Below are 18,273 nucleotides of genomic sequence, written 5' to 3' on the forward strand. Positions count from 1 at the left end.
CGCGCGGTCGGTGCGTGCGCCGGCCGGGCCGCGCGGGCGCCGCGCTCCAGCCGGGCCGGGGCCGCGCCTCACGCATGGCGGGTCTGCCAGTACAGGGGGCGAAGGCCGCGGTGGACGCCGCGTGCGCGCCATCGCGATGGCACCTTGAGCCGGGGCTCCGGCGCCCGGTCCAGCTTCGGATCGCGCTTGAGCACGGCCTGCTGGAGGGCGACGAGCTCGGGGCCGGGATCGACGCCCAGCTGGTTCACCAGGACGTCCCGCGCCCGGGCGTAGGCGGCCAGCGCACCGGCCGCGTCACCGCAGCGGTAGAGCGCGACCATCAGATGCGCCCACAGCCGTTCGCGGGTGGGGTGCACGGCGAGATGCTCGGGCAGTTCGGCGGCCACCGCGTCGTTCTCGCCGAGGGCGAGGCGGGCCTCGGCGTAGGCGTCGACGGCCGATCCGCGCAGGTCGTCCAGGGCCTGCAGGCGGGGCGCGAGGGCGAGCGTGCGGGGCAGGTCCTCGGCCGCGTGGCCCCGCCACAGGGCGAGCGCCGCCTCCAGCCCGAAGGCCGCGCGGTGCGGCGCGCCCGCCGCCAGGTCCGCGCGGCCGAGCCGCAGCAGGTGGAGGAACCGGGCGCTGTCGAGCTCGCCGGGCTCGACGGCCAGCGCGTAGCCGGGGCGCCGGGCGATCAGCCGCGGCGCGGAGTCGGCGAGCACGCGCCGCAGCTGGTTGGCGTAGGTGCGCAGGTTGGAGATCGCGGATTTGGGGGGCGCCTCGTCCCACAAGGCGCGCGTCAGGAACTCGAGCGAGACGGTCCGGTCGGGTTCGAGTAATAAGGCGGTGAGCAGCATGCGCTGCTTGGCGGAGCCGAGCGCGAGCAGCCGGTCGCCCTGGCGTACCCGCACGGGTCCGAGCAGGTCGAACTGCAGGCCCATCGTGCCCTCCTTGCCTCGCGGCCGCCGGGAGCCGGGCGCGACATGTCGACGGGAGATCGTGGGAGCGCTCCCATGAGCGTACGTTCATGATCTATCTCACTGTCAATCGGCCGTCACACAATCGTTACATTCTCCGCCGCGGGGCGCATCGCCCGCTCTCCGCCGTCACCGCGCGGGACTCCGGACGCCCCGGGCGGGCCGGCGGACGACCACCGGGCCCGCGCCGGGCACCCGAAAGGGCGTCCGGCCCGGCGCGTCCACGGAAAACAATCTTCTCCGCGATTCCCGGGCAATGCTTGGAACGTACCCGAAACGGGAACCTACTCGGAGTAAGGAGCAGAATCCCCCAATCTCGGAACGCACATCGGTACCGGGCCGCCTAACGGCCCGAAGGCAGCCGGCGGGAGCGCGACCCGCCCTTCGCCGCGCTGCGCGCATTCGCCGTACAACGGCGCTCCCCCTTTTCCGGCCGGCCCACCCTGCCGGCATGCCCGGAAGGCCCGTCATTGCTCCGACGCTCCACCCCCGTCGCAGGGCCGGGGTCCCTCGCCCTGCTGCTCCCCCTCGTCCTGGCCGCCGCGCTCGCCGTGGCCGTCCCCGCCGCCCGTCCCGCCGCCGCGACCGGCGCGACCGGCGCCGTGACCGGCGCGAAAGTGATCGCGGAGACGACGGTCGCGCCGCGGACCATCGACCTGACCGTCCAGTCCCCGGCGATGGACGCGCAGGAGAAGGTGCGCCTCCTCGTCCCGCCGGGATGGTCGAAGAACGCCGGCCGCACCTGGCCGGCCCTCTGGCTGCTGCACGGCGGCGTCGACGACTACACCGCCTGGACGCGCGGTACCGACGTCGCCGCCCTCACCGCCGATTCCCCCGTCATCGTCGTCATGCCGGAAGGCGGAAGCTGCGGCAATTACTCCGACTGGTGGAACTACGGAAACGGCGGATCACCCGAATGGGAGACCTTCCATATGAAGGAGCTCCGCACCATCCTGGAGAACGGCTACCGGGCGAACGGCCGCCGCGTCATCGCCGGCAATTCCATGGGCGGTCTCGGCGCGATGCTGTACGCCGCCCGCTTCCCCGGAATGTTCGCGGCGGCCGCCGCCTTCAGCGGCTACGTCGACACCCTCTACGGCTACACGCCGGGCGACGACTCGATCGGCTGGGGCCCGTCCTTCTCCTGCCCCGGCACCGACTGGCGGCGCGTCTGGGGCGCGCCCGACGCGCAGGCCGCGATCTGGCACGCGCACAACCCGACCGACCTCGCCGGACGGCTCGCGGGCGTGCGCCTGTACGTGGCCAGCGGCAACGGCACGGCCGGGTCGCTCGGCGGGCTCCCGTTCACCGACCCCGTCGAGGCGGCGGCGAACGACGTCTCGCACGCCTTCGTCGACCGGCTGGACGCCCTCGGCATCCCCGTCACCGCCCGCTTCTTCGACGGCCAGCACTCCTGGCCGTACTGGCAGCGGGACCTGCACGACGCCTACCCGATGCTGATGCGCGCCCTCGGCGTCTCGTGATCCGGCGTCTCGTGACCGGCGTGTCGTGATCGGACGCCCCGTCCCCGGCCCGGGTCAACCGGCGCCGGGGACGGCGCGGGGGGCGCCGCCGGAGCCGTGCCACTCCAGCAGCAGGACGGTGGCGTCGTCGTCGAGGCGGCCCTCGTGGTGCACCAGGATGCTGTGCACGAGGCGGCGCAGCGTCTCGGGGACCGGCAGGCGGTCGGCGTTGGCGCGGATGATGAAGTCGACGAACCGGACGAGCCCGAACTCCTCCTTGTTCGGGTCGCGCGCCTCCACGATGCCGTCGGTGTAGAGCAGCAGCCGGTCGCCGGGTTCGAGCTGCTCCCGGCAGACCCTCGGCTCGACGCCGAGGTCGGTGCCCAGCGGGTGACCGGGCTCGCAGTCCAGCGTCGTCACCCAGCGGCCGCCGCGGATCACCACCGGCGCCGGGTGGCCGTGCGAGATCCACGACAGCTCGCCCGTCCTCGTGTCCAGCTCCGCGAGGACCGCCGTGACGAACCGGTCCGACTCGTCCTCCTCGATCAGCGTCTCCTCGATGGCGCGGCCGCTCTCCACCAGGCTCGCGCCCTGCAGGCGGCTGTTGCGATGCGCCGCGATCGCGAGGCTCGCGGTGATGCCCGCCGAGGTGTCGTGGCCCATCGCGTCGAAGACCGCGAGGTGGACGATGTCGCCCGCGAGGCCGTAGTCGAAGGTGTCGCCGCCCAGCTTGTAGGCCGGTTCCAGCGCTCCGCCGATCACCACCGCGTCGTTGGAGAACGTCATGGGCGGCAGCAGCCGCCACTGGAGCTCCGCCGAGACGGTCATGTCCCGCCTGCGGACGAGCCGGGCGAACGAGTCGCTGGCAGGCCCCTTGCTGACGACGATCAGCGCGACCAGGCCCGCGAGGCACTCGGCGGCGGACGCGGCCTCCTCGTCGCCCGGATCGACGGTGACACGCAGGACGCCGATCCGTTCCGTGCCGTCCAGGATCGGCACCCAGAGGTGGTGGGCGCCGTCCCCCTCGGGGTGCCCCGTCACCGTCTCCACGCTCTGGTAGGCGCGGCCGCCCAGCGTGCCCTCGACGCGGATCTCCTCCGGATCGCGGCCGGACGCCCGGCCGGCGTCCTCGCCCCGGCCGGTGAGCAGCCGCAGCACCTGCTGCTGGAGGTCCACCACGTAGATCCGCACGTCGGCGAGGCCCGCGCGCGCGGCGTGTTCGGCGACGATGTCGGGCACCTGCTCCAGCGAGATCACGTGGCTGGCGGCCAGCACGTCGCACAGCAGCCGCCCGCCGCGCGGGCGGCCGTCCGGCCGTCCTTCGGCGTTCATCGCGTACCTCCGGCTAGGGCCCGCCCTGGCTTGCCTCCTGGTGAGGGGCCTACCCCCCATCTGCGCCGGTATGACCCCCGGGACGCTCCGGACGTGGGCGGTCCGAGCGCGGCCAGACGTAAGGGAGATCGTCGGGAACCTCCGGGAAAAGCGGACGGTAGTAGACCGGGTCCTTGCGGACGAGCGCGGAGCGGTGGCTGCGGTGGAACGCGGGCTCGCCGAGCCAGGGCGGCAGCTGATCGGCCCGCCGCAGCGCCTCCTGGTCGCGCGCCCGCGCGGGGCCTCCTCCGGCGGCGAGCTCGGCGGTCATCGTCGCGGCGCAGGTGTCGGCGCGGCCGAGCGCGCACCATCGCGCGCAGATCTCCAGGCCGTAGCGGACGACCGCCTCCTCGTACCCGGTCCACATGAGCACCGCGGGATGGCGCTGCCAGCCGTATCCGGGGACGGTGAGGGCGCGGAACACCTGGAGCGCCTCCACCCGCTGCTTGCCGAGCCGCCGCGGGTCGAGGACGCGGGCGGCGGCGGCGAAGTCCGGGTACGGCAGGAAGGTCTGCACCTCCCTCCCGTACCCGGTGCCCGGCCGGTCACTTCGGCAGGAGGGCGGCGAACCCGGGTTTCAGCAGGTCGCGGATCTTGGCGTAGGGGGCGCCGAAGTCGAGGTTGCCGCAGCCGTCGCTGCCGGAGGTGAACCAGGCGAGCTGGAAGTCGGACGGGGTGAGGAAGGCGCTCAGGCGCGGCGGGGTGTGCGAGGCGCCCCGGTACAGGCCCTCGGGCGGGGTGGGCTGGAAGTCGGCGGGCTGCCAGGTCCTGCCCCCGGAGCAGTCGGCCCACGGGCGCCCGTCCCGCTGGACGAGCCGGGAGTAGAGCGTCCCCGCTCCGGCCGCGGTCAGCGTGCCGGGACGGAAGACGTCGGACGCGGTGAGCCGGCGCCCGGTGCGCAGGTCGACGGTGACGGCCTCGCCGCCGGGCGCTCCGTCGGCCTTGTGGCACCAGTCGGACATCTGGAAGTACCGGACGGAGACCAGGCGCGGCCCGTTGAGCCCCACGCGGGTCTGGACGGTCACGGTGGTCGGGGTGCTCCCGCAGGCGACCTGCCTGCGGCTGTCCTTCGCCAGCGCGATCAGGTCGTCGAGCGGGGCGCGGAGCTCGGCGTTGATGCGGCGCTGGAGGGCCGCGTCGTGCAGGCCGGTGACGGTCGCGTACCGCGCGCCGTCCACCTTCACGGACGTGCCGGGGATCGTCTCGTTCTGGGCGGCGAGGGCCAGGACGGGATGGTCCTTCGGCGGCTTCTTGGTCGTGTCCTTCGTCGCGTAGACGGCGCCCCCGGCCGCGGCGGCGACGACGGCGGCGCCCGCCGCCGCGAGAGCGCCCTTGCCGGCGGCGGTGGCGAGGAAGCCCTTGCCGACGGCCGCGCCCGTGGATCCCGCGCCGGCCGACACGCCACCGCCCGTCCCGGCGGCACCCGCGGTCCCGGCGGTCCCGGCGGTCCCGGCGGCGCCCGCGCCGGTGGCGGCGGCGCCCGGGGCGACCGCGAGAGCGCCCAGCGGGAACAGGGCCGCCAGCGCGACGGCGGCGGCCGCGAGGGCCCGGACGCCCCGCTGCTCCCAGTCCGGCCCGTAGGCGGCGACCGCCGCCGACTCGAGCTCGCCGACGAACGCGGCGGCGCCGGGCGGGCGGTCCCCCGGCTGCTTCGCCAGCCCCTTGAGCACGAGCGGGCGCAGCGCCTCGGGGACGTCCGCCACGTCCGCCGCGGCGGACAGGTGCCGGTTCATCAGCGCGGCGCGCTCCCCGGCCGCGAACGGCCGCCGCCCGGTCACGCACTCGACGAACACGCAGGTCGCGGCGTACACGTCGGTCGCGGGGGTGGCGGCCTCGCCGCGCCACTGCTCGGGCGCCATGTAGGCGGGCGTCCCGGCGGCCGAGCCCTGCCCGGCCAGCACGGCCACGCCGAAGTCGACCAGCTTGCTCAGCCCGTCCGGCCGGACGACCACGTTCGCGGGCTTGTAGTCGCGGTGGACGACGCCGACGGCGTGCGCGGCGGCGAGCCCGAGCAGCGAGCCCTTCAGCACGGTCAGCGCCGCCTCCGGCGCGAGCCGGCCGTGCTCGGCCAGCACCGCCTTCAGCGACGCGCCGTTCACCGCCTCCATCACGATCGCGGCGCCGTCGCCGCTCTCCACGAAGCGGAAGAGCCGCGCCACGTACGGGCTGGTCAGCCGGCCGAGCATCCGCGCCTCGGCGCGCAGCCCGGCGACGGCCGCCGGGTCACCGCCGGTCAGGTACTTGATCGCGACGGGCGCGCCGGTCCCGGCGTGCCGGGCCAGCACGACGCGGCCCTGCGCGCCGCGGCCGAGCTCGCGTTCCTCGACGAAGCCCGTCAGCCGCCAGTCCGCCATGCACCCTCCCGGGGAAGTAGTGGGCCAGTGTCCCAACCGTCGATGACGCCGTCACCCGGGCGAAGGTTCGGGCCGGCCGCGATCAGGGGGTGATATGGGACACATCGGACAGTGTGCCGGCGCGGGCAGTGGACCGTTCGAAGGCACAGGTCACCGACCGGGCCTATCGAATTCTGACAAAGCCGCCGGGAAAGCACGGCCATGAATGCGCAGGGGGAATGTGCTAAAACCCGGGTGGGGTTCGCCACGCGGAAGGATCTTCATGGGCGCAGTGGAGGCTCGGGCCGCCGGCCGGGCGGCAGGCACGGAACTGGTCGACACCGATCTCTATCCGCTGGACGAGCCGGACGGCCCGGGCTGGACCGCCGTCGTTTCCCGGGTCCGGGAGGAGCTGGCGAATTCCGGGTGCTGCGTGCTTCCGGACTTCATTCGCGGCGCATTGCAGGAGCGGCTGCGGACCGAATGCGCCGCCATCGCACCGGACGCTCATTACGACGTCGAAACGGTGAACGCCTACAACATCGACATCGGCACGCCGCTGCCCGACGACCATCCGGGCCGTATCACCGTCGAGCGCGGGAACGCGTTCGTGGCGCGCGACCTCATCCCGCGGGACCTGATCGTCCACCGGCTCTATTCCGATCCCCTTTTCCAGCGGTTCGTGGCCGCCTGCTTCGGGCTGCCGCGCGTCCACGAACTGGGCGATCCGCTGTCCGGGCTGTGCCTGAACGTGGTGAATCCCCGGATGGAGCACCCGTGGCATTTCGACACCAACGAGTTCACGGTGAGCCTGCTGACGCAGCGCCCGCAGGACGGCGGCGTCTTCGAGTACTGCCCGAACATCCGGTCCGCCGCGGACGAGAACTTCGCCGACGTCCGCGCCGTCCTCACCGGCCAGGGCGGGCGGCTGGTGCGGCGGCTGGTGCTGCGGCCCGGTGACCTGCAGCTCTTCAAGGGTCGCTACTCCCTGCACCGGGTCAGCGAGGTGCGCGGGGACATCGCGCGGCACACCGCGATCCTCGCCTACAGCGAGCGCCCCGGCGTGGTCGGCAGCGTCGCGCGGACCCGGCAGCTGTTCGGCCGGGTGCTGCCGGAGCACCTGGCGGCGGAGGGACGCGCCGTCCGGGTGGACGCGCTGCTCGACTGAGGCGAGGAACGCCCGGCCCATCCGCCTTCTCCAGGAAGGACCGCGACGTGCGCGGCGACACGACCGGAAAGATCTCGCTGGACCACATCTACACCGAGCCCGACCCGCGCGCCTACTTCAGCACCCTGCGGGGCCTCGAGTACAACATCCCCGAACTGGCCAAGCCGCACTTCTCCGGGCTCATCGCCGAATACCGGGAGGCCCGCGGCGTGCCGGTTCCGACGGTCGTGGACATCGGCTGCTCGTACGGCATCAACGCGGCGCTGCTGAAATACGGCGTCACCATGGCGGAGCTGTACGATCGCTACGGCGGCCGCGACGCCGAACGGCTCACCCACGGCGCGCTCCTGTCCCGCGACCGTGAGCTGGTCCGTTCCCATGAAGGTGCGAATCGCGTCCGCTTCGTCGGTCTCGACGCGTCCGGGAACGCGCTCTCCTATGCGCTCGACGCCGGTTTCCTTGACGGCGCCGTGCACGCCGATCTCGAGGACCGCGATCCGACGGAGGAGCAGGCCGCGCGGCTGGCCGGCGCCGATCTCGTCATTTCCACCGGCTGCCTCGGTTACGTCACCGACCGGACGATCGCGCGCGTCGTCGAGGCCGCGGGCGGGCGCCGGCCGTGGATGGCGCATTTCATCCTGCGCATGTTCCCGTTCGACCCGGTCGCCGACACGCTGGCGGCGGCGGGGTACGAGACCGTCCGCCGCGACGGGCTGTTCCGGCAGCGGCGGTTCGCGACGGAGGAGCAGGCGCTCGTGCTGGACACGCTGGCGGACGCCGGCGTCGACCCGTCCGGGCTGGAGGACGGGGGCTGGCTCTACGCGGGCCTGTACGTGTCGCGCCCGCGCGGGGAATGACCACCATCGGCCCCGGGCGTGCGGAACGCCCGGGCACGGAGAACGAGGGACGAATTGAACGCCACCCCTGAACCGTCGGCCCGCACCTTCGGCAACGAGGACGCGCTGCCCCGGGTGCCGCTCCCCGCGCTCGACGAGACCTGCACGCGGTTCCTGGAGTGGTGCGCGCCGCTGCTGACAGAGGCGGAGCTGGCGGAGACGCGCGCGGCGGTGGAGGCGTTCGCCCGTCCGGACGGCCCGGGCCGCGCCCTGCACGCCGCCTTGGAGCGCTACGACGCCGAGCCCGGCGTGCGCAGCTGGCTGGACACCTTCTGGCCGTACCGCTACCTCGGGCGGCGCGACCGGATCGCGTTGAACGCGAACTTCTTCTTCCTGTTCCAGGACACCGGGGAGCGGCAGCTGGAGCGCGCGGCCGGGCTGATCGCCGGTGCGCTGGACTACAAGCTGCTGCTGGACGCCGAGCGGATCCCGCCCGTCCTGCAGCGCGGCGCGCCGCTGTCGATGGAGCAGAACAAGTACCTGTTCTCCACCACGCGCATCCCGGGCGCCGAGCAGGACACCGTCCGCGCCCCCTACAGCGCCGAGTGGCCGGGTCCGTCGCAGGCCAGGCACATCGTCGTGTTCTACCGCGGCAACATCGTCCGGATGGACGTGATCGGCCCGGACGGCGTCCCGCACGCGCTGGACGAGCTGGTCGCCGGCCTCGGCACGATCATGAAGGCGGAGCCCGCGCCGGAGCCGTCCGCCGGGCACCTCACCACCAAGGCGCGCGCCGAGTGGGCGGCGAGCCGGGAGGCGCTGCTCGCCGCCGACCCCGCCAACGCGCGGGCGCTGGACGCCGTCGAGACCGCGCTGTTCTGCGTCTGCCTGGAGGACGTCGCGCCGAGGAACGACCTGGAGGCGTGCGACAACCTGCTGCACGGCGACAGCGGCAACCGCTGGTTCGACAAGGCCGTCTCCCTGGTCGTCTTCGCCGACGGCACCGCCGGGATCAACGTGGAGCACTGCGGGCTGGACGGCACCACGATCCTCAGCTTCGTGGACGCGCTGCTCGGCGAGTCCCCGGAGGCGCACGCGCGGCGGTCCGGGGCCCGGTCGCAGGGCCTGCCGGTGACCGAGGCGATCGAGTTCGCGCTGGACGACGCGCTGCGCGCCGACGTCCGGGACGCGGCCGCCGCCTTCGCCGCCTACGGCGCCGCGACCGCCACGACCTGCGTGTCGTTCGACGACTTCGGCTCCGAGCGCGCCAAGGCGCTGAAGACCTCCCCCGACGCGTTCGTCCAGATGGCGTACCAGCTCGCGCACAGGCGGGCGAAGGGCCTCACCGGCGCCACCTACGAGTCGATCGCGACCCGCCAGTACCGCAACGGGCGCACCGAGGCGATGCGGGTCGTCACCCCGGAGGTGCTGCGGTTCGTCGCGGCGATGGACGACCCGGGCGCGGACGCCGGCGCCCGCCGCGCCGCGTTCCGCGCCGCCGCCGAGGCGCACGTCCGGCGCGCCAAGGACTGCCAGGCGGGCCGCGCGCCGGAGCAGCACCTGTGGGAGCTCCAGCTGATCCAGAAGCGGCGCGGCGCGGAGCTCGGCGTCACCGAGCACCTCGCGCTGTTCGACTCGCCCGGCTGGGTGACGATGCGCGACGACTACCTGAGCACCAGCTCCGCGCCGTCGGTCAACATCCGGTACTTCGGGTTCGGGTCGACGAGCGAGCAGTGCATCGGCGTCGCCTACGTGCTGCTGCCCGACCGGTTCAACCTGTACCTGAGCACGCCGGAGCCGGTCGCGGACGCGATGTACGACTTCGCCGACCGGCTCCGCGAGGCCGTCCGCGAGCTGCAGGACCTGCTCGACGCGTAGCGCGCCCGCCCGGCGGGCCGCGTTCCCCGGCCGGGAGCGCGCCCGCCCGGCGCGGCTACCCGGCGGGGACGGCGCCGCTCACGATGTCGTCCGCGAGCGGCGCCACCACCGCGACGATCTCCGCGATGGTGGCGTCCGGGACGCCCGCGGCGGCGAGGGCGGCCACGAGGTGGCCCGCCACCTTGTCGAAGTGGGCGCGCTCGATGCCGCGTCCGAGGTGGACGTCCTTCATGGAGGCTCCGCCGTAGACCATCGGCCCGCCGAGCGCCTGCCCGAAGAACTCGACCTGGCGGCCTTTCAACCGGGCGAGGTTCGTCCCGGCGAAGAAGCCCTTCAGCTCCTCGTCGCCGAGGATGCGGACGTACAGGTCGTCGACCACGGCGGTCAGCGCGGCCTCTCCCCCGATGGAGTCGTAGATGCTCATGCGTCGAGCACAGCGTCCGGCCTTTTCGCCGCCGTTGCGGGACCGTTAGCGCTGCGGTACGAAGCGCGCACGGCGCGTCACGGGCCCGGTGAGGGCGTCAGCCCGTCATGAGGTGGCGGTGCACGAGGGGGCCGATGCCGGCGATGGCGGCGAACAGCCCGGCGGCGACGTAGAGGTCGCCGTGGGGCGTCGACCTCAGCAGGTACGAGGCGAGGAGCGCGACGGCGAGCAGCACGCCCTTGGCGGCGACCGCGCGGGCGAGCGAGAGCCGCGGCCCGGCCTGCGGGCGTCCCGCCGTGCGGCGCTTCTGGACGAGGTGCAGCAGGGGCGCGCCGACGAAGAGCAGCAGCCCGAACTTGAGCGCGTGCTCCCACACGGGCTCGCCCGCGTTCCAGGCCCAGACGGCGCCCATGATCAGGCCCGCCATCCGGTAGACCCGCTTGACCGGCCGCGGGGTCGCCGGCGCGCCGGCGCGGCGGGGAAGGGAAAGGTCCTGGCGGGTCACGGCCGCTCCTCGGTCGACGGGCCTGGGGTGTTGGCGATGCCGACGAACAGCCACCGCATCGCCTGGCGGAGCAGGTCGTCCGGCACGCTCGACGGGTCGAGGCGGCGCTGCCGCAGCAGGCCCTGGAACATCGCGCTCGCGACCGTGGCGACGGTGGAGGCGGGGACCCGGCCGGAGGCGCCGACGCGCTCGAGCACCGGCTCCATGAGCTCCGCGAGGGCCTCCTGCGGCTCGCGCTGAGCGGCGGCCAGCGCCTCCCTCAGCTGCGGGTTCCGCATGGCGTAGAGCCACAGCTCGGCCTGCAGGAGGGGCAGGTCGTCGTCCTTGTCGGCGGCCTCCAGGAAGAACCGGCCGAGCGCCGTCTCGGGATCCTCGGTCCCCGCCTGCACGGCGTCGACCGTCTGCCTTCCCCGCTCGACCCGCGCCCTGGCGCCGCCGGCCATCAGCTCGAGGAACAGCTCCTCCTTGCCGCCGAAGTTGGAGTACAGGGCGCCGATCGAGTAGCCCGCCGCCTCGGCGATCTCCTCGACCGACGCCCCCGCGTACCCCTTGCGGGCGAAGGTGCGCGCCGCCGCGTCCAGCAGCCGCCGCCGGGTGCGCGCCTTGGCCTCGGCGCGGGTCAGCCGCCTCGGTTTCTCATCGTTGTCGCTATCCACATAGCAAACCATATTCAGATAGTGCTCACTATGTCAATCGGCTCAGGGAGCCGCCAGCGCCTCCGTGGGCGACAGGCGGGACGCCCGGATCGCCGGGTAGAGGCCCGCGACCGCGCCGATGACCAGCGTCGCGGCGACGCCGCCGAGCACCGCCCAGGCCGGGATCACGATCGGCCACCCCTGGTACACGGCGTAGCCGCCGGTGACGAGCGCGCCGATCGCGGCGCCGCCGAGCCCGCCGAGCGCCGACAGCAGCAGCGACTCCGCGAGGAACTGGGTGCGGATCTGGCCGCGGGTCGCGCCGAGCGAGCGGCGCAGCCCGATCTCCGCGCGGCGCTCCAGCACCGAGATGACCATCGTGTTGGCCACCCCGACCCCGCCGACCAGCAGCGCCACCGCGCCGACGCCCAGCAGCAGCCCGGTGAACGCCTCTCCCGCCGCCTTCTTCGCGGCGAGCGCGTCCGACGGCCGCGACACCTGCACCTCGTTCGGCGCCTCCGGGTTCGCGGTCGCGCCGAGCACCTCCCGGACCTGCTCGACGCTCGCGTCCCGCGACCGGGTGTAGATCGTGGTCGGGTGCCCGTCGAAGCCGAGCCGCGCCTGCGCCGCCGGCCAGCCGACCAGCGCCGCCGAGTCCAGCTCCGGCGCGAGCGGCGCCGGTTCGAGGATGCCGACCACGGTGAACCACTTGCCGCCGATCAGCACCTGGACGTCCGTCCCGGCGTGCCCGATGCCGAGCCGGTCCGCGGCGGACGAGCCGAGCACCACCGCGGGGAAGTCCTGCGTCGCCGCGGTCAGCCACACCCCGCTGCGCAGCCGCGCGCCGGTCGCGGCGCGCAGGTCCGTGCGGGCCGCGTAGGCGGCGAGCCCGTTGGTCTGCGCCTTCGGGATCTTCCCGTTCCGGTACACCTTCGCCCCGTCCAGCAGCCCGACCGCCGACACCTCCTCGACCGGCCCGATCCGCCCGACCATCTCCTCGGCCTCCAGCGGGAGCTGCGCCTGCCCGCCGGTCAGCGTGTTACCGGGCGTGACCGTCAGCAGGTTGGTGCCGAGCGCCGCCAGCGCGCGGTCGAGGTCGGCGCGCGACGAGGACGACACCCCGACGACCGCGACCATCGCGGCGATCCCGATCGCGATGCCGAGCGCGGACAGGAACGCCCGCATCGGCCGCGTCCGCAGGCCCACCGCGCCGACCTTCACCACGTCGCCCGGCCCGAGCCGGGCCGGGCGCAGCCGGGCCGGACGCGGCCGCTCGGCACCCGGTCGGCCGGGACGCAGCGTCCCGGCGGTCATCGCGCCGCCTCCGCCGGCTCCGCCCGCGCCGGGAGCGCCGAGTCCTCGACCACGAGGCCGTCGCGCATCCGGACCCGGCGCGGCAGCCCCGCCGCGATCTCCCGGTCGTGCGTGATGATCACGACGGTGGTGCCGGACGCGTGCAGCTCGCGCAGCAGCGCCATCACCCCGTCGCCGGACGCCGAGTCCAGCGCGCCCGTCGGCTCGTCCGCCAGCAGCAGCGCCGGCTCCCCCGCGACGGCCCGCGCGATCGCGACGCGCTGCCGCTCGCCGCCCGACAGCTCGTGCGGCTCGTGGTGCATCCGGTGCGCGAGCCCGACCCGTTCCAGCGCGTCCGCCGCACGGCGCCGCCGCGCGGCCGGCCGCAGCCCCGAGTACAGGAGCCCGTCGGCGACGTTGTCCAGCGCGCGCGTCCCGGCGGCGAGATGGAACTGCTGGAACACGAACCCGATCCGGCTCGCCCGCAGCGCCGACAGCGCCGCGTCCGGCAGCCGCCCCACGTCGTACCCGTCGATGCGGACCGTCCCGGACGTCGGCCGGTCCAGGGTGCCGAGCACGTTCAGCATCGTCGACTTCCCCGACCCCGACGGCCCGACGATCGCGACCAGCTCGCCGGCGCCGGCGTGCAGCGACACCCCGCCGAGCGCCCGGACGCCGCCCGGGTACTCCTTGGTCACCTCGCGCAGCTCGATCATTTCGGCACCCCCACGACGGTGCCCTCGGCGACGCCCGCGCCGGACACCTCGACCCGCCCGTCGGCGAACAGCCCGGTCTTCACCGGGACGTACGACGACGTCGAGCCCTTCACGACCTCGACGCCGAAGCCGCCCTCCGACAGCGCGACCAGCGCGGTGACCGGGACCGTCAGCACCTCCTTGCGGGCACCCGCGGTGAAGGTGACGTCGACGGCGGCGAGCGCGTACCTCGCCGCGGCCTTGCGCGCCTTCGACGACCGCAGCCAGATCGTCACCTCCACCTTCGTGGACGGGTCGGCGCCCTGCCCCTCGCCCGGCTGGATCACCGTGGAGACCTCGTCGATCCTTCCGGTCACGGTCGTGTCGTCGGGGAGCGCGACCTCGACCGCGGCGCCCTTGCGGGCCATCCGCTGGTCGGTCGTGTCCAGCTCGACGGTGACGGCCTTGTCGGTGCCGGTGTAGGTGAGCACCTTCCGGCCGGGCCCGGTCGGGTCCCCGGCGTTCGCCTGCAGGCTGTCGATCCGGACGGGCTCCGGCGCGAACACCACCCGGCCCAGCTCGACCGTTCCGGTCTCGTCGAGGCCGAGGTCGTCCTGCCATTTCTCGACGGCGTCGGCGGTGTCGGCGGTGTACTCCTTGTCGACGGTGAATCCGTCATAGCCGAGCGCTTTCAGGTTCTTCTCGAACCGCTCGACGTCCGATCCCTCGGTGCCGATCCGCAGCGGGCGGTACGCCGGTTTCGACCCGTACATGAGGACCACCGGATCGCCGTCCACCTCGTACAGCGCCTGGCCCCGCTTGATGACGTCGCCGCTCTCGGGGACCGTGGTCAGCGTGCCCTGGAGCCGGCTCGTCGCGGTGTAGGCGGGGCCGTAGCCGAGCGAGCCGTCCTCGGTCTGCTCGTCCTTCAGCGTCTGCCGCGTGACCTGCGTCGTGTTCGGCGGAAGGGCGGTCGCCCGGTCCTCGCCGGAGCCGCCTCCGGTGTTCAGCGCGACGGCGGCCGCACCGCCGGCGACGGCCACGGCGGCCGCCGCCGCGAGGACGGCCCGCCTGCCGGGACGGCGCCGCCGCGCGCGGCGCCCCCCGTCCTCGGGCGCCCGCTCCCCGGGCGCCCGCTCCTCCAGGGCCGTCACTTCGGGCCGCCCGCCATGATGTCCTTGCACTTCTGCTGGGCGTTGTTGAAATCGGGGTCCTCGGACAGCTTCTTGTCCATGACGATCCCCTGCTGGCCCGGCTTCGGGTCGGGGAAGTCCTCGACGCCGTTCTTGCGCATGCACTCGGCGAACCGGCGGACCTGCTCCTGCATCTTCGGATCCGGCTTCGCGGCGCCGTTCTCCATCGGGTTGTACTGCCGGCACGCCTCCTGCGCCTTGTCGACGGTCTCCTTCGGCGTCTTGCCGTCGAACTTCAGCGTCATGCGCCCGCCCTGCGGGTCGTCCATCGGGACGCCGTGCTCGCGCATGCACTGGGCGAACTTCACCCCCATGCTCTGCGGGTCGGCGCTCTTGGACGCGGTGGGCTGCTTGCCGCCGCCCGCCGACGCCACCCCGCCGTCCCCGCCGTCCTTCGACCCGCAGCCGGTCAGCGCGAGCGCCATCACCAGCGGCAGCGCCGCAAGGGCGCCCTGGGTGCGCAGTCGCATGTCTCGTCCCCTCGTTCGGCGGCCGGACGTGCTCCGGCCGGACGAGCAGCGATGCAACGCGGCGGCACGTTTCCCCACCGTTTCCCCCCGCCCCGGCCTCGGCCCCTTACGGCGAGGAAACACACCGCCCGGCACCATCGGCGATCAGGACCTGGCGAAGGGAACGGCATGCGGGTGCTGGTGGTGGAGGACGAGCGGCTCCTCGCGGACGCGATCGCGGAATGGCTGCGGGACGAGGCGCACGCCGTCGACCTCGCGCACGACGGGGCGTCCGCCCTCGAACGCGCGGGCGTCAACGACTACGACGTCGTCGTGCTGGACCGGGACCTGCCCGTCGTGCACGGCGACGACGTCTGCCGGGAGTTGGTGACGGCGGGCGCGGCGGCGCGGGTGCTGATGCTGACCGCCGCCGCCGAGATCACCGACCGGGTCGCCGGGCTCGGCCTCGGCGCCGACGACTACCTGACCAAGCCGTTCGCGTTCGCCGAGCTGGCCGCCCGCGTCCTCGCCCTCGGCCGCCGGTCCCGGCCCGCCGCGCCGCCGACGCTGTGCCGCGCCGGGATCACCCTCGACCCGGCGCGCCGCGAGGTGTTCCGCGACGGCCGGTACGTCCCGCTGGCGCGCAAGGAGTTCGCCGTCCTGGCCGAGCTGCTGCGCGCGGACGGCGCGGTCGTGTCCGCCGAGCAGCTGCTGGAGAAGGCGTGGGACGAGCACGCCGACCCGTTCACCGGCGCGGTCCGGCTGACCGTCCTGAAGCTGCGCCGCAAGCTCGCCGAGCCGCCCGTCATCGAGACCGTCAAGGGAGCGGGGTACCGGATCCCGTGAAGATCCCCGCGATCGGGCGGCCGCGCCGGGTCTCGCTGCGCGCCCGCCTCACGCTGACCTACGGCGGCCTGTTCTTCGCCGCCGGCCTGGTACTGCTCGGCGCCACGTACGCGCTGTTCACGCAGCAGCTCGACCGGTCCGGGACGCGGGTCCTCGCCAGCGTCACGCAGGACAAGGACCCGTCCGGCGCCGGCCGGACCATCGTGGAACGGAGTGCGGCCCCCCGTGAGAGCTCGGACGCGTCGATCTCGCCGATCGACCTGGAGACGCAGGCGCGCAAGCAGCACGACGAGTTGCGCGCCGCCGCGACGCAGTCCCTGGTCACGCAGGGCTCGATCGCGCTGCTCGTCGTCGGCGGGGCCGCGATGGCGTTCGGCTGGCTGATCGCCGGACGCGTCCTCGCGCCGCTGCACCGGGTGACCGAGACCGCGCGGCGGATCGCCCGCGCGCCCGCCGCCGACCGCGTCCTGCACGAGCGGATCGCGCTGCGCGGCCGGCAAGACGAGGTCAGGGAGCTCGCCGACACCTTCGACACGATGGTCGAGCGGCTCGACCGCTCCTTCGACGGGCAGCGCCGCTTCGTCGCGAACGCCTCGCACGAGCTGCGCACCCCGCTCACGCTGAGCCGCGCGCTGGTCGAGGTCGCGATGCACCGCAAGACGGCGTCCCCGGACGTGCTCCGCCTCGGCGAGGACCTCCTGCAGATCACCTCGCGGCACGAGCGCCTGATCGGCGGGCTGCTGCTGCTCGCCCGCTCGGAGAACGAGATCACCGGCCGCGCCCCGGTCGACCTCGCGGACGTGGTCCCGCACGTCGCGGCGCGGACCGCGCCGGAGGCCGAGCAGGCCGGCGTGACCGTCAAGACCGAGCCCGGCGAGGCCATGACCAGCGGCGACGCGCTGCTCCTCGAACGCGTCGTGGAGAACCTCGTCGAGAACGGCATCCGGCACAACACGGGCGAGGACGGCGGGTGGGTGCGCGTCACGTCCGGCACGCGCGACGGGCGCGCCGTCCTGGAGGTCGCCAACTCGGGCCCGCACGTCCCGTCCTACGAGGTGCCGGGCCTGTTCCAGCCGTTCCGCCGCCTCGACGCCGACCGCGTCGTCACCGCCAAGGGCGCGGGCCTGGGCCTGTCCATCGTGCAGTCGATCGTCCGCGCCCACGACGGCGAGGTCACCGCCCGCCCCCGCCCCGACGGCGGCCTCGACGTGACCGTCACCCTCCCCGCCGCCCCGCCCTGACCGCGTCCCATGGCGACCACGGACGGCCCGCTCGGTGTCCGTCCCGGCGGGATGCCCGGACGTGCCGGGACGGTCAGTGCGCGGCGTGGCGGAGTTCGCGCGGGCTCACGCCGAACCGGCGCCGGAACGCGGTGCTGAGCGCGCTGGCCGAGGAGAACCCGGCGGCGTGCGCGAGGTCGGTGATCGTGACGTCGCGGTCCTGCGGGTTGCGCAGCCGGTCCCGGACGAGCCGGAGCCGCTCCTCGCGGATCAGCTCGCGCGGCGTCGTCCCGGCGTGCTGCAGGGCAAGCTGCACCTGGCGCAGCGACCAGCCGAGGTCCTGGGCGACGGCGGCGCCGGTGAGGCCGGGCTCGGTGGCGTGCTCGCGCACGTAGCGGCGCACCACCGCCTCGACCTCGGCGAGGTGGCCGGGCGCGGCGGGCCGCTGCCGGCCGGCGACGATCACGCAGAGCAGCTCGGTGATCCGGTCGCAGGCGGCGTCGAACTGCGCGGCGCTGAGGGCGCGGCGCTCCTCGCCGACGGCCCGCACCATGTCGGCGACGACGCGGCCGAGGCCGGTGGACAGGTCGAGGCCGGTGGCGACCGGCGAGGGACGGCGCAGCCGGCGGTCCATCTCGCGCGCCGGGATCGTCATGACGAACGCCCTGGCGGAGCCGGCGCGCCGGCTCCCGTCGTCCGGGCGGGCGGCGGTGGGACCGTTCCCGGGCCCGATGCCGATCCGGTACGGCTCGGCCAGCGTGACGAGGCCGCCGGTGCCGGGGCGCAGCCGCGCCTCCCGGCCGTCCTGGGCCAGGGTCAGCTCGCCGTCGAGCGGCAGCAGGAACCGGTAGCCGTCGGCGCGCTCGCGGCGCGCCTGGCCGGCGGTGCGGACGCAGTCGATCTGCTCCGACCGGCGCAGGACGAGCTGGTAGGCGCCGTCGTCCACCCTTGCCCTTCCGCCGTGCCGCACCCCGGCGGACGGCGCCGACCGGGCGTCGGGGACGCGCTGGT

18 protein-coding genes are annotated in these 18,273 nt (G+C 74.4%); 6 read left to right on the forward strand and 12 right to left on the reverse strand.

Features of this window, described 5'->3' with window-relative positions:
- Positions 1–68 precede the first annotated feature (68 nt).
- Positions 69–917 (reverse strand): AfsR/SARP family transcriptional regulator, encoded by an 849-nt coding sequence (locus J4557_RS03605; RefSeq protein WP_208264887.1) that lies wholly within the window; start codon positions 915–917, stop codon positions 69–71.
- 506 nt (positions 918–1,423) lie between these two features.
- Here J4557_RS03605 and J4557_RS03610 point away from each other — a divergent pair.
- Positions 1,424–2,437, forward strand: coding sequence for an alpha/beta hydrolase (locus J4557_RS03610; RefSeq protein ID WP_243775206.1), 1,014 nt, complete (start codon positions 1,424–1,426; stop codon positions 2,435–2,437).
- Between the two features lie 54 nt (positions 2,438–2,491).
- On the opposite strand, the gene J4557_RS03615 is transcribed toward J4557_RS03610, so the two are convergent.
- Genes J4557_RS03615 through J4557_RS03625 form a run of 3 tightly spaced genes read right to left on the reverse strand, consistent with a single transcriptional unit; the run spans position 2,492 to position 6,141 of the window.
- Positions 2,492–3,748, reverse strand: coding sequence for a PP2C family protein-serine/threonine phosphatase (locus J4557_RS03615; protein WP_208264888.1), 1,257 nt, complete (start codon positions 3,746–3,748; stop codon positions 2,492–2,494).
- Between the two features lie 49 nt (positions 3,749–3,797).
- Entirely contained in the window at positions 3,798–4,304 is a 507-nt protein-coding gene (locus J4557_RS03620; protein ID WP_208264889.1) for an MSMEG_6728 family protein, read from the reverse strand.
- Between the two features lie 28 nt (positions 4,305–4,332).
- Entirely contained in the window at positions 4,333–6,141 is a 1,809-nt protein-coding gene (locus J4557_RS03625) for a serine/threonine-protein kinase (protein WP_208264890.1), read from the reverse strand.
- Positions 6,142–6,403: 262 nt separating this feature from the next.
- Here J4557_RS03625 and J4557_RS03630 point away from each other — a divergent pair, with 262 nt between their 5' ends.
- From J4557_RS03630 to J4557_RS03640, 3 genes are read left to right on the forward strand one after another with little or no spacing between them, the layout of a single operon-like run.
- Positions 6,404–7,288, forward strand: coding sequence for a HalD/BesD family halogenase (locus J4557_RS03630; protein ID WP_208264891.1), 885 nt, complete (start codon positions 6,404–6,406; stop codon positions 7,286–7,288).
- 47 nt (positions 7,289–7,335) lie between these two features.
- Positions 7,336–8,145, forward strand: a complete 810-nt coding sequence (locus J4557_RS03635; RefSeq protein WP_208264892.1) for a class I SAM-dependent methyltransferase — start codon at positions 7,336–7,338, stop codon at positions 8,143–8,145.
- A 54-nt stretch (positions 8,146–8,199) separates the two neighbouring features.
- Positions 8,200–10,002: a choline/carnitine O-acyltransferase gene (locus J4557_RS03640; protein WP_208264893.1), complete on the forward strand. Its 1,803-nt coding sequence runs from the start codon at positions 8,200–8,202 to the stop codon at positions 10,000–10,002.
- Positions 10,003–10,057: 55 nt separating this feature from the next.
- Here the strand turns inward: J4557_RS03640 and J4557_RS03645 are convergent, their stop codons facing one another.
- The 7 genes from J4557_RS03645 to J4557_RS03675 form a co-directional block, all read right to left on the reverse strand.
- The gene (locus tag J4557_RS03645; RefSeq protein ID WP_208264894.1) at positions 10,058–10,426 is read right to left on the reverse strand and encodes a group I truncated hemoglobin; all 369 of its coding nucleotides are present in this window, start codon (positions 10,424–10,426) and stop codon (positions 10,058–10,060) included.
- Positions 10,427–10,523: 97 nt separating this feature from the next.
- Positions 10,524–10,931 (reverse strand): hypothetical protein, encoded by a 408-nt coding sequence (locus J4557_RS03650; protein WP_208264895.1) that lies wholly within the window; start codon positions 10,929–10,931, stop codon positions 10,524–10,526.
- Entirely contained in the window at positions 10,928–11,587 is a 660-nt protein-coding gene (locus J4557_RS03655) for a TetR/AcrR family transcriptional regulator (RefSeq protein ID WP_208264896.1), read from the reverse strand. The genes J4557_RS03650 and J4557_RS03655 overlap by 4 nt, the downstream gene beginning before the upstream one ends.
- Positions 11,588–11,629: 42 nt before the next feature.
- Entirely contained in the window at positions 11,630–12,880 is a 1,251-nt protein-coding gene (locus tag J4557_RS03660; RefSeq protein WP_208264897.1) for an ABC transporter permease, read from the reverse strand.
- Complete coding sequence (locus J4557_RS03665; RefSeq protein WP_208264898.1) at positions 12,877–13,575, reverse strand: ABC transporter ATP-binding protein; 699 nt, start codon at positions 13,573–13,575, stop codon at positions 12,877–12,879. Before J4557_RS03665 ends, J4557_RS03660 begins: the two co-directional genes overlap by 4 nt.
- A complete protein-coding gene (locus tag J4557_RS03670; RefSeq protein WP_208264899.1) occupies positions 13,572–14,708 on the reverse strand; it encodes a peptidoglycan-binding protein in 1,137 nt (378 codons plus the stop codon). Before J4557_RS03670 ends, J4557_RS03665 begins: the two co-directional genes overlap by 4 nt.
- Positions 14,705–15,217, reverse strand: a complete 513-nt coding sequence (locus tag J4557_RS03675) for a hypothetical protein (RefSeq protein WP_208264900.1) — start codon at positions 15,215–15,217, stop codon at positions 14,705–14,707. The genes J4557_RS03670 and J4557_RS03675 overlap by 4 nt, the downstream gene beginning before the upstream one ends.
- Positions 15,218–15,385: 168 nt before the next feature.
- On the opposite strand from J4557_RS03675, the gene J4557_RS03680 reads away from it, so the two are divergent.
- Together J4557_RS03680 and J4557_RS03685 are read left to right on the forward strand one after the other, a co-directional pair.
- Complete coding sequence (locus tag J4557_RS03680) at positions 15,386–16,042, forward strand: response regulator transcription factor (protein ID WP_208264901.1); 657 nt, start codon at positions 15,386–15,388, stop codon at positions 16,040–16,042.
- Entirely contained in the window at positions 16,039–17,283 is a 1,245-nt protein-coding gene (locus J4557_RS03685) for a sensor histidine kinase (RefSeq protein WP_208264902.1), read from the forward strand. Before J4557_RS03680 ends, J4557_RS03685 begins: the two co-directional genes overlap by 4 nt.
- A 73-nt stretch (positions 17,284–17,356) precedes the next feature.
- Here J4557_RS03685 and J4557_RS03690 read toward each other — a convergent pair whose 3' ends face one another.
- Positions 17,357–18,208 carry a helix-turn-helix domain-containing protein gene (locus J4557_RS03690; RefSeq protein ID WP_307799356.1) on the reverse strand — a complete coding sequence of 284 codons (852 nt, stop codon included), beginning with the start codon at positions 18,206–18,208 and terminating at the stop codon, positions 17,357–17,359.
- Positions 18,209–18,273: the final 65 nt, after the last annotated feature.

The sequence above is a fragment of the Actinomadura nitritigenes genome, from assembly GCF_017573545.1.
GTDB classification, from domain to species: Bacteria; Actinomycetota; Actinomycetes; order Streptosporangiales; family Streptosporangiaceae; genus Spirillospora; species Spirillospora nitritigenes.

Excerpts from the sequence above, each read along its gene's own strand:
- J4557_RS03605 (WP_208264887.1), bottom strand. The coding sequence starts at position 917 with ATGGGCCTGCAGTTCGACCTGCTCGGACCCGTGCGGGTACGCCAGGGC.
- J4557_RS03615 (WP_208264888.1), bottom strand. The coding sequence starts at position 3,748 with ATGAACGCCGAAGGACGGCCGGACGGCCGCCCGCGCGGCGGGCGGCTG.
- J4557_RS03625 (WP_208264890.1), bottom strand. The coding sequence starts at position 6,141 with ATGGCGGACTGGCGGCTGACGGGCTTCGTCGAGGAACGCGAGCTCGGC.
- J4557_RS03630 (WP_208264891.1), top strand. The coding sequence starts at position 6,404 with ATGGGCGCAGTGGAGGCTCGGGCCGCCGGCCGGGCGGCAGGCACGGAA.
- J4557_RS03645 (WP_208264894.1), bottom strand. The coding sequence starts at position 10,426 with ATGAGCATCTACGACTCCATCGGGGGAGAGGCCGCGCTGACCGCCGTG.
- J4557_RS03660 (WP_208264897.1), bottom strand. The coding sequence starts at position 12,880 with ATGACCGCCGGGACGCTGCGTCCCGGCCGACCGGGTGCCGAGCGGCCG.
- J4557_RS03665 (WP_208264898.1), bottom strand. The coding sequence starts at position 13,575 with ATGATCGAGCTGCGCGAGGTGACCAAGGAGTACCCGGGCGGCGTCCGG.
- J4557_RS03675 (WP_208264900.1), bottom strand. The coding sequence starts at position 15,217 with ATGCGACTGCGCACCCAGGGCGCCCTTGCGGCGCTGCCGCTGGTGATG.
- J4557_RS03680 (WP_208264901.1), top strand. The coding sequence starts at position 15,386 with ATGCGGGTGCTGGTGGTGGAGGACGAGCGGCTCCTCGCGGACGCGATC.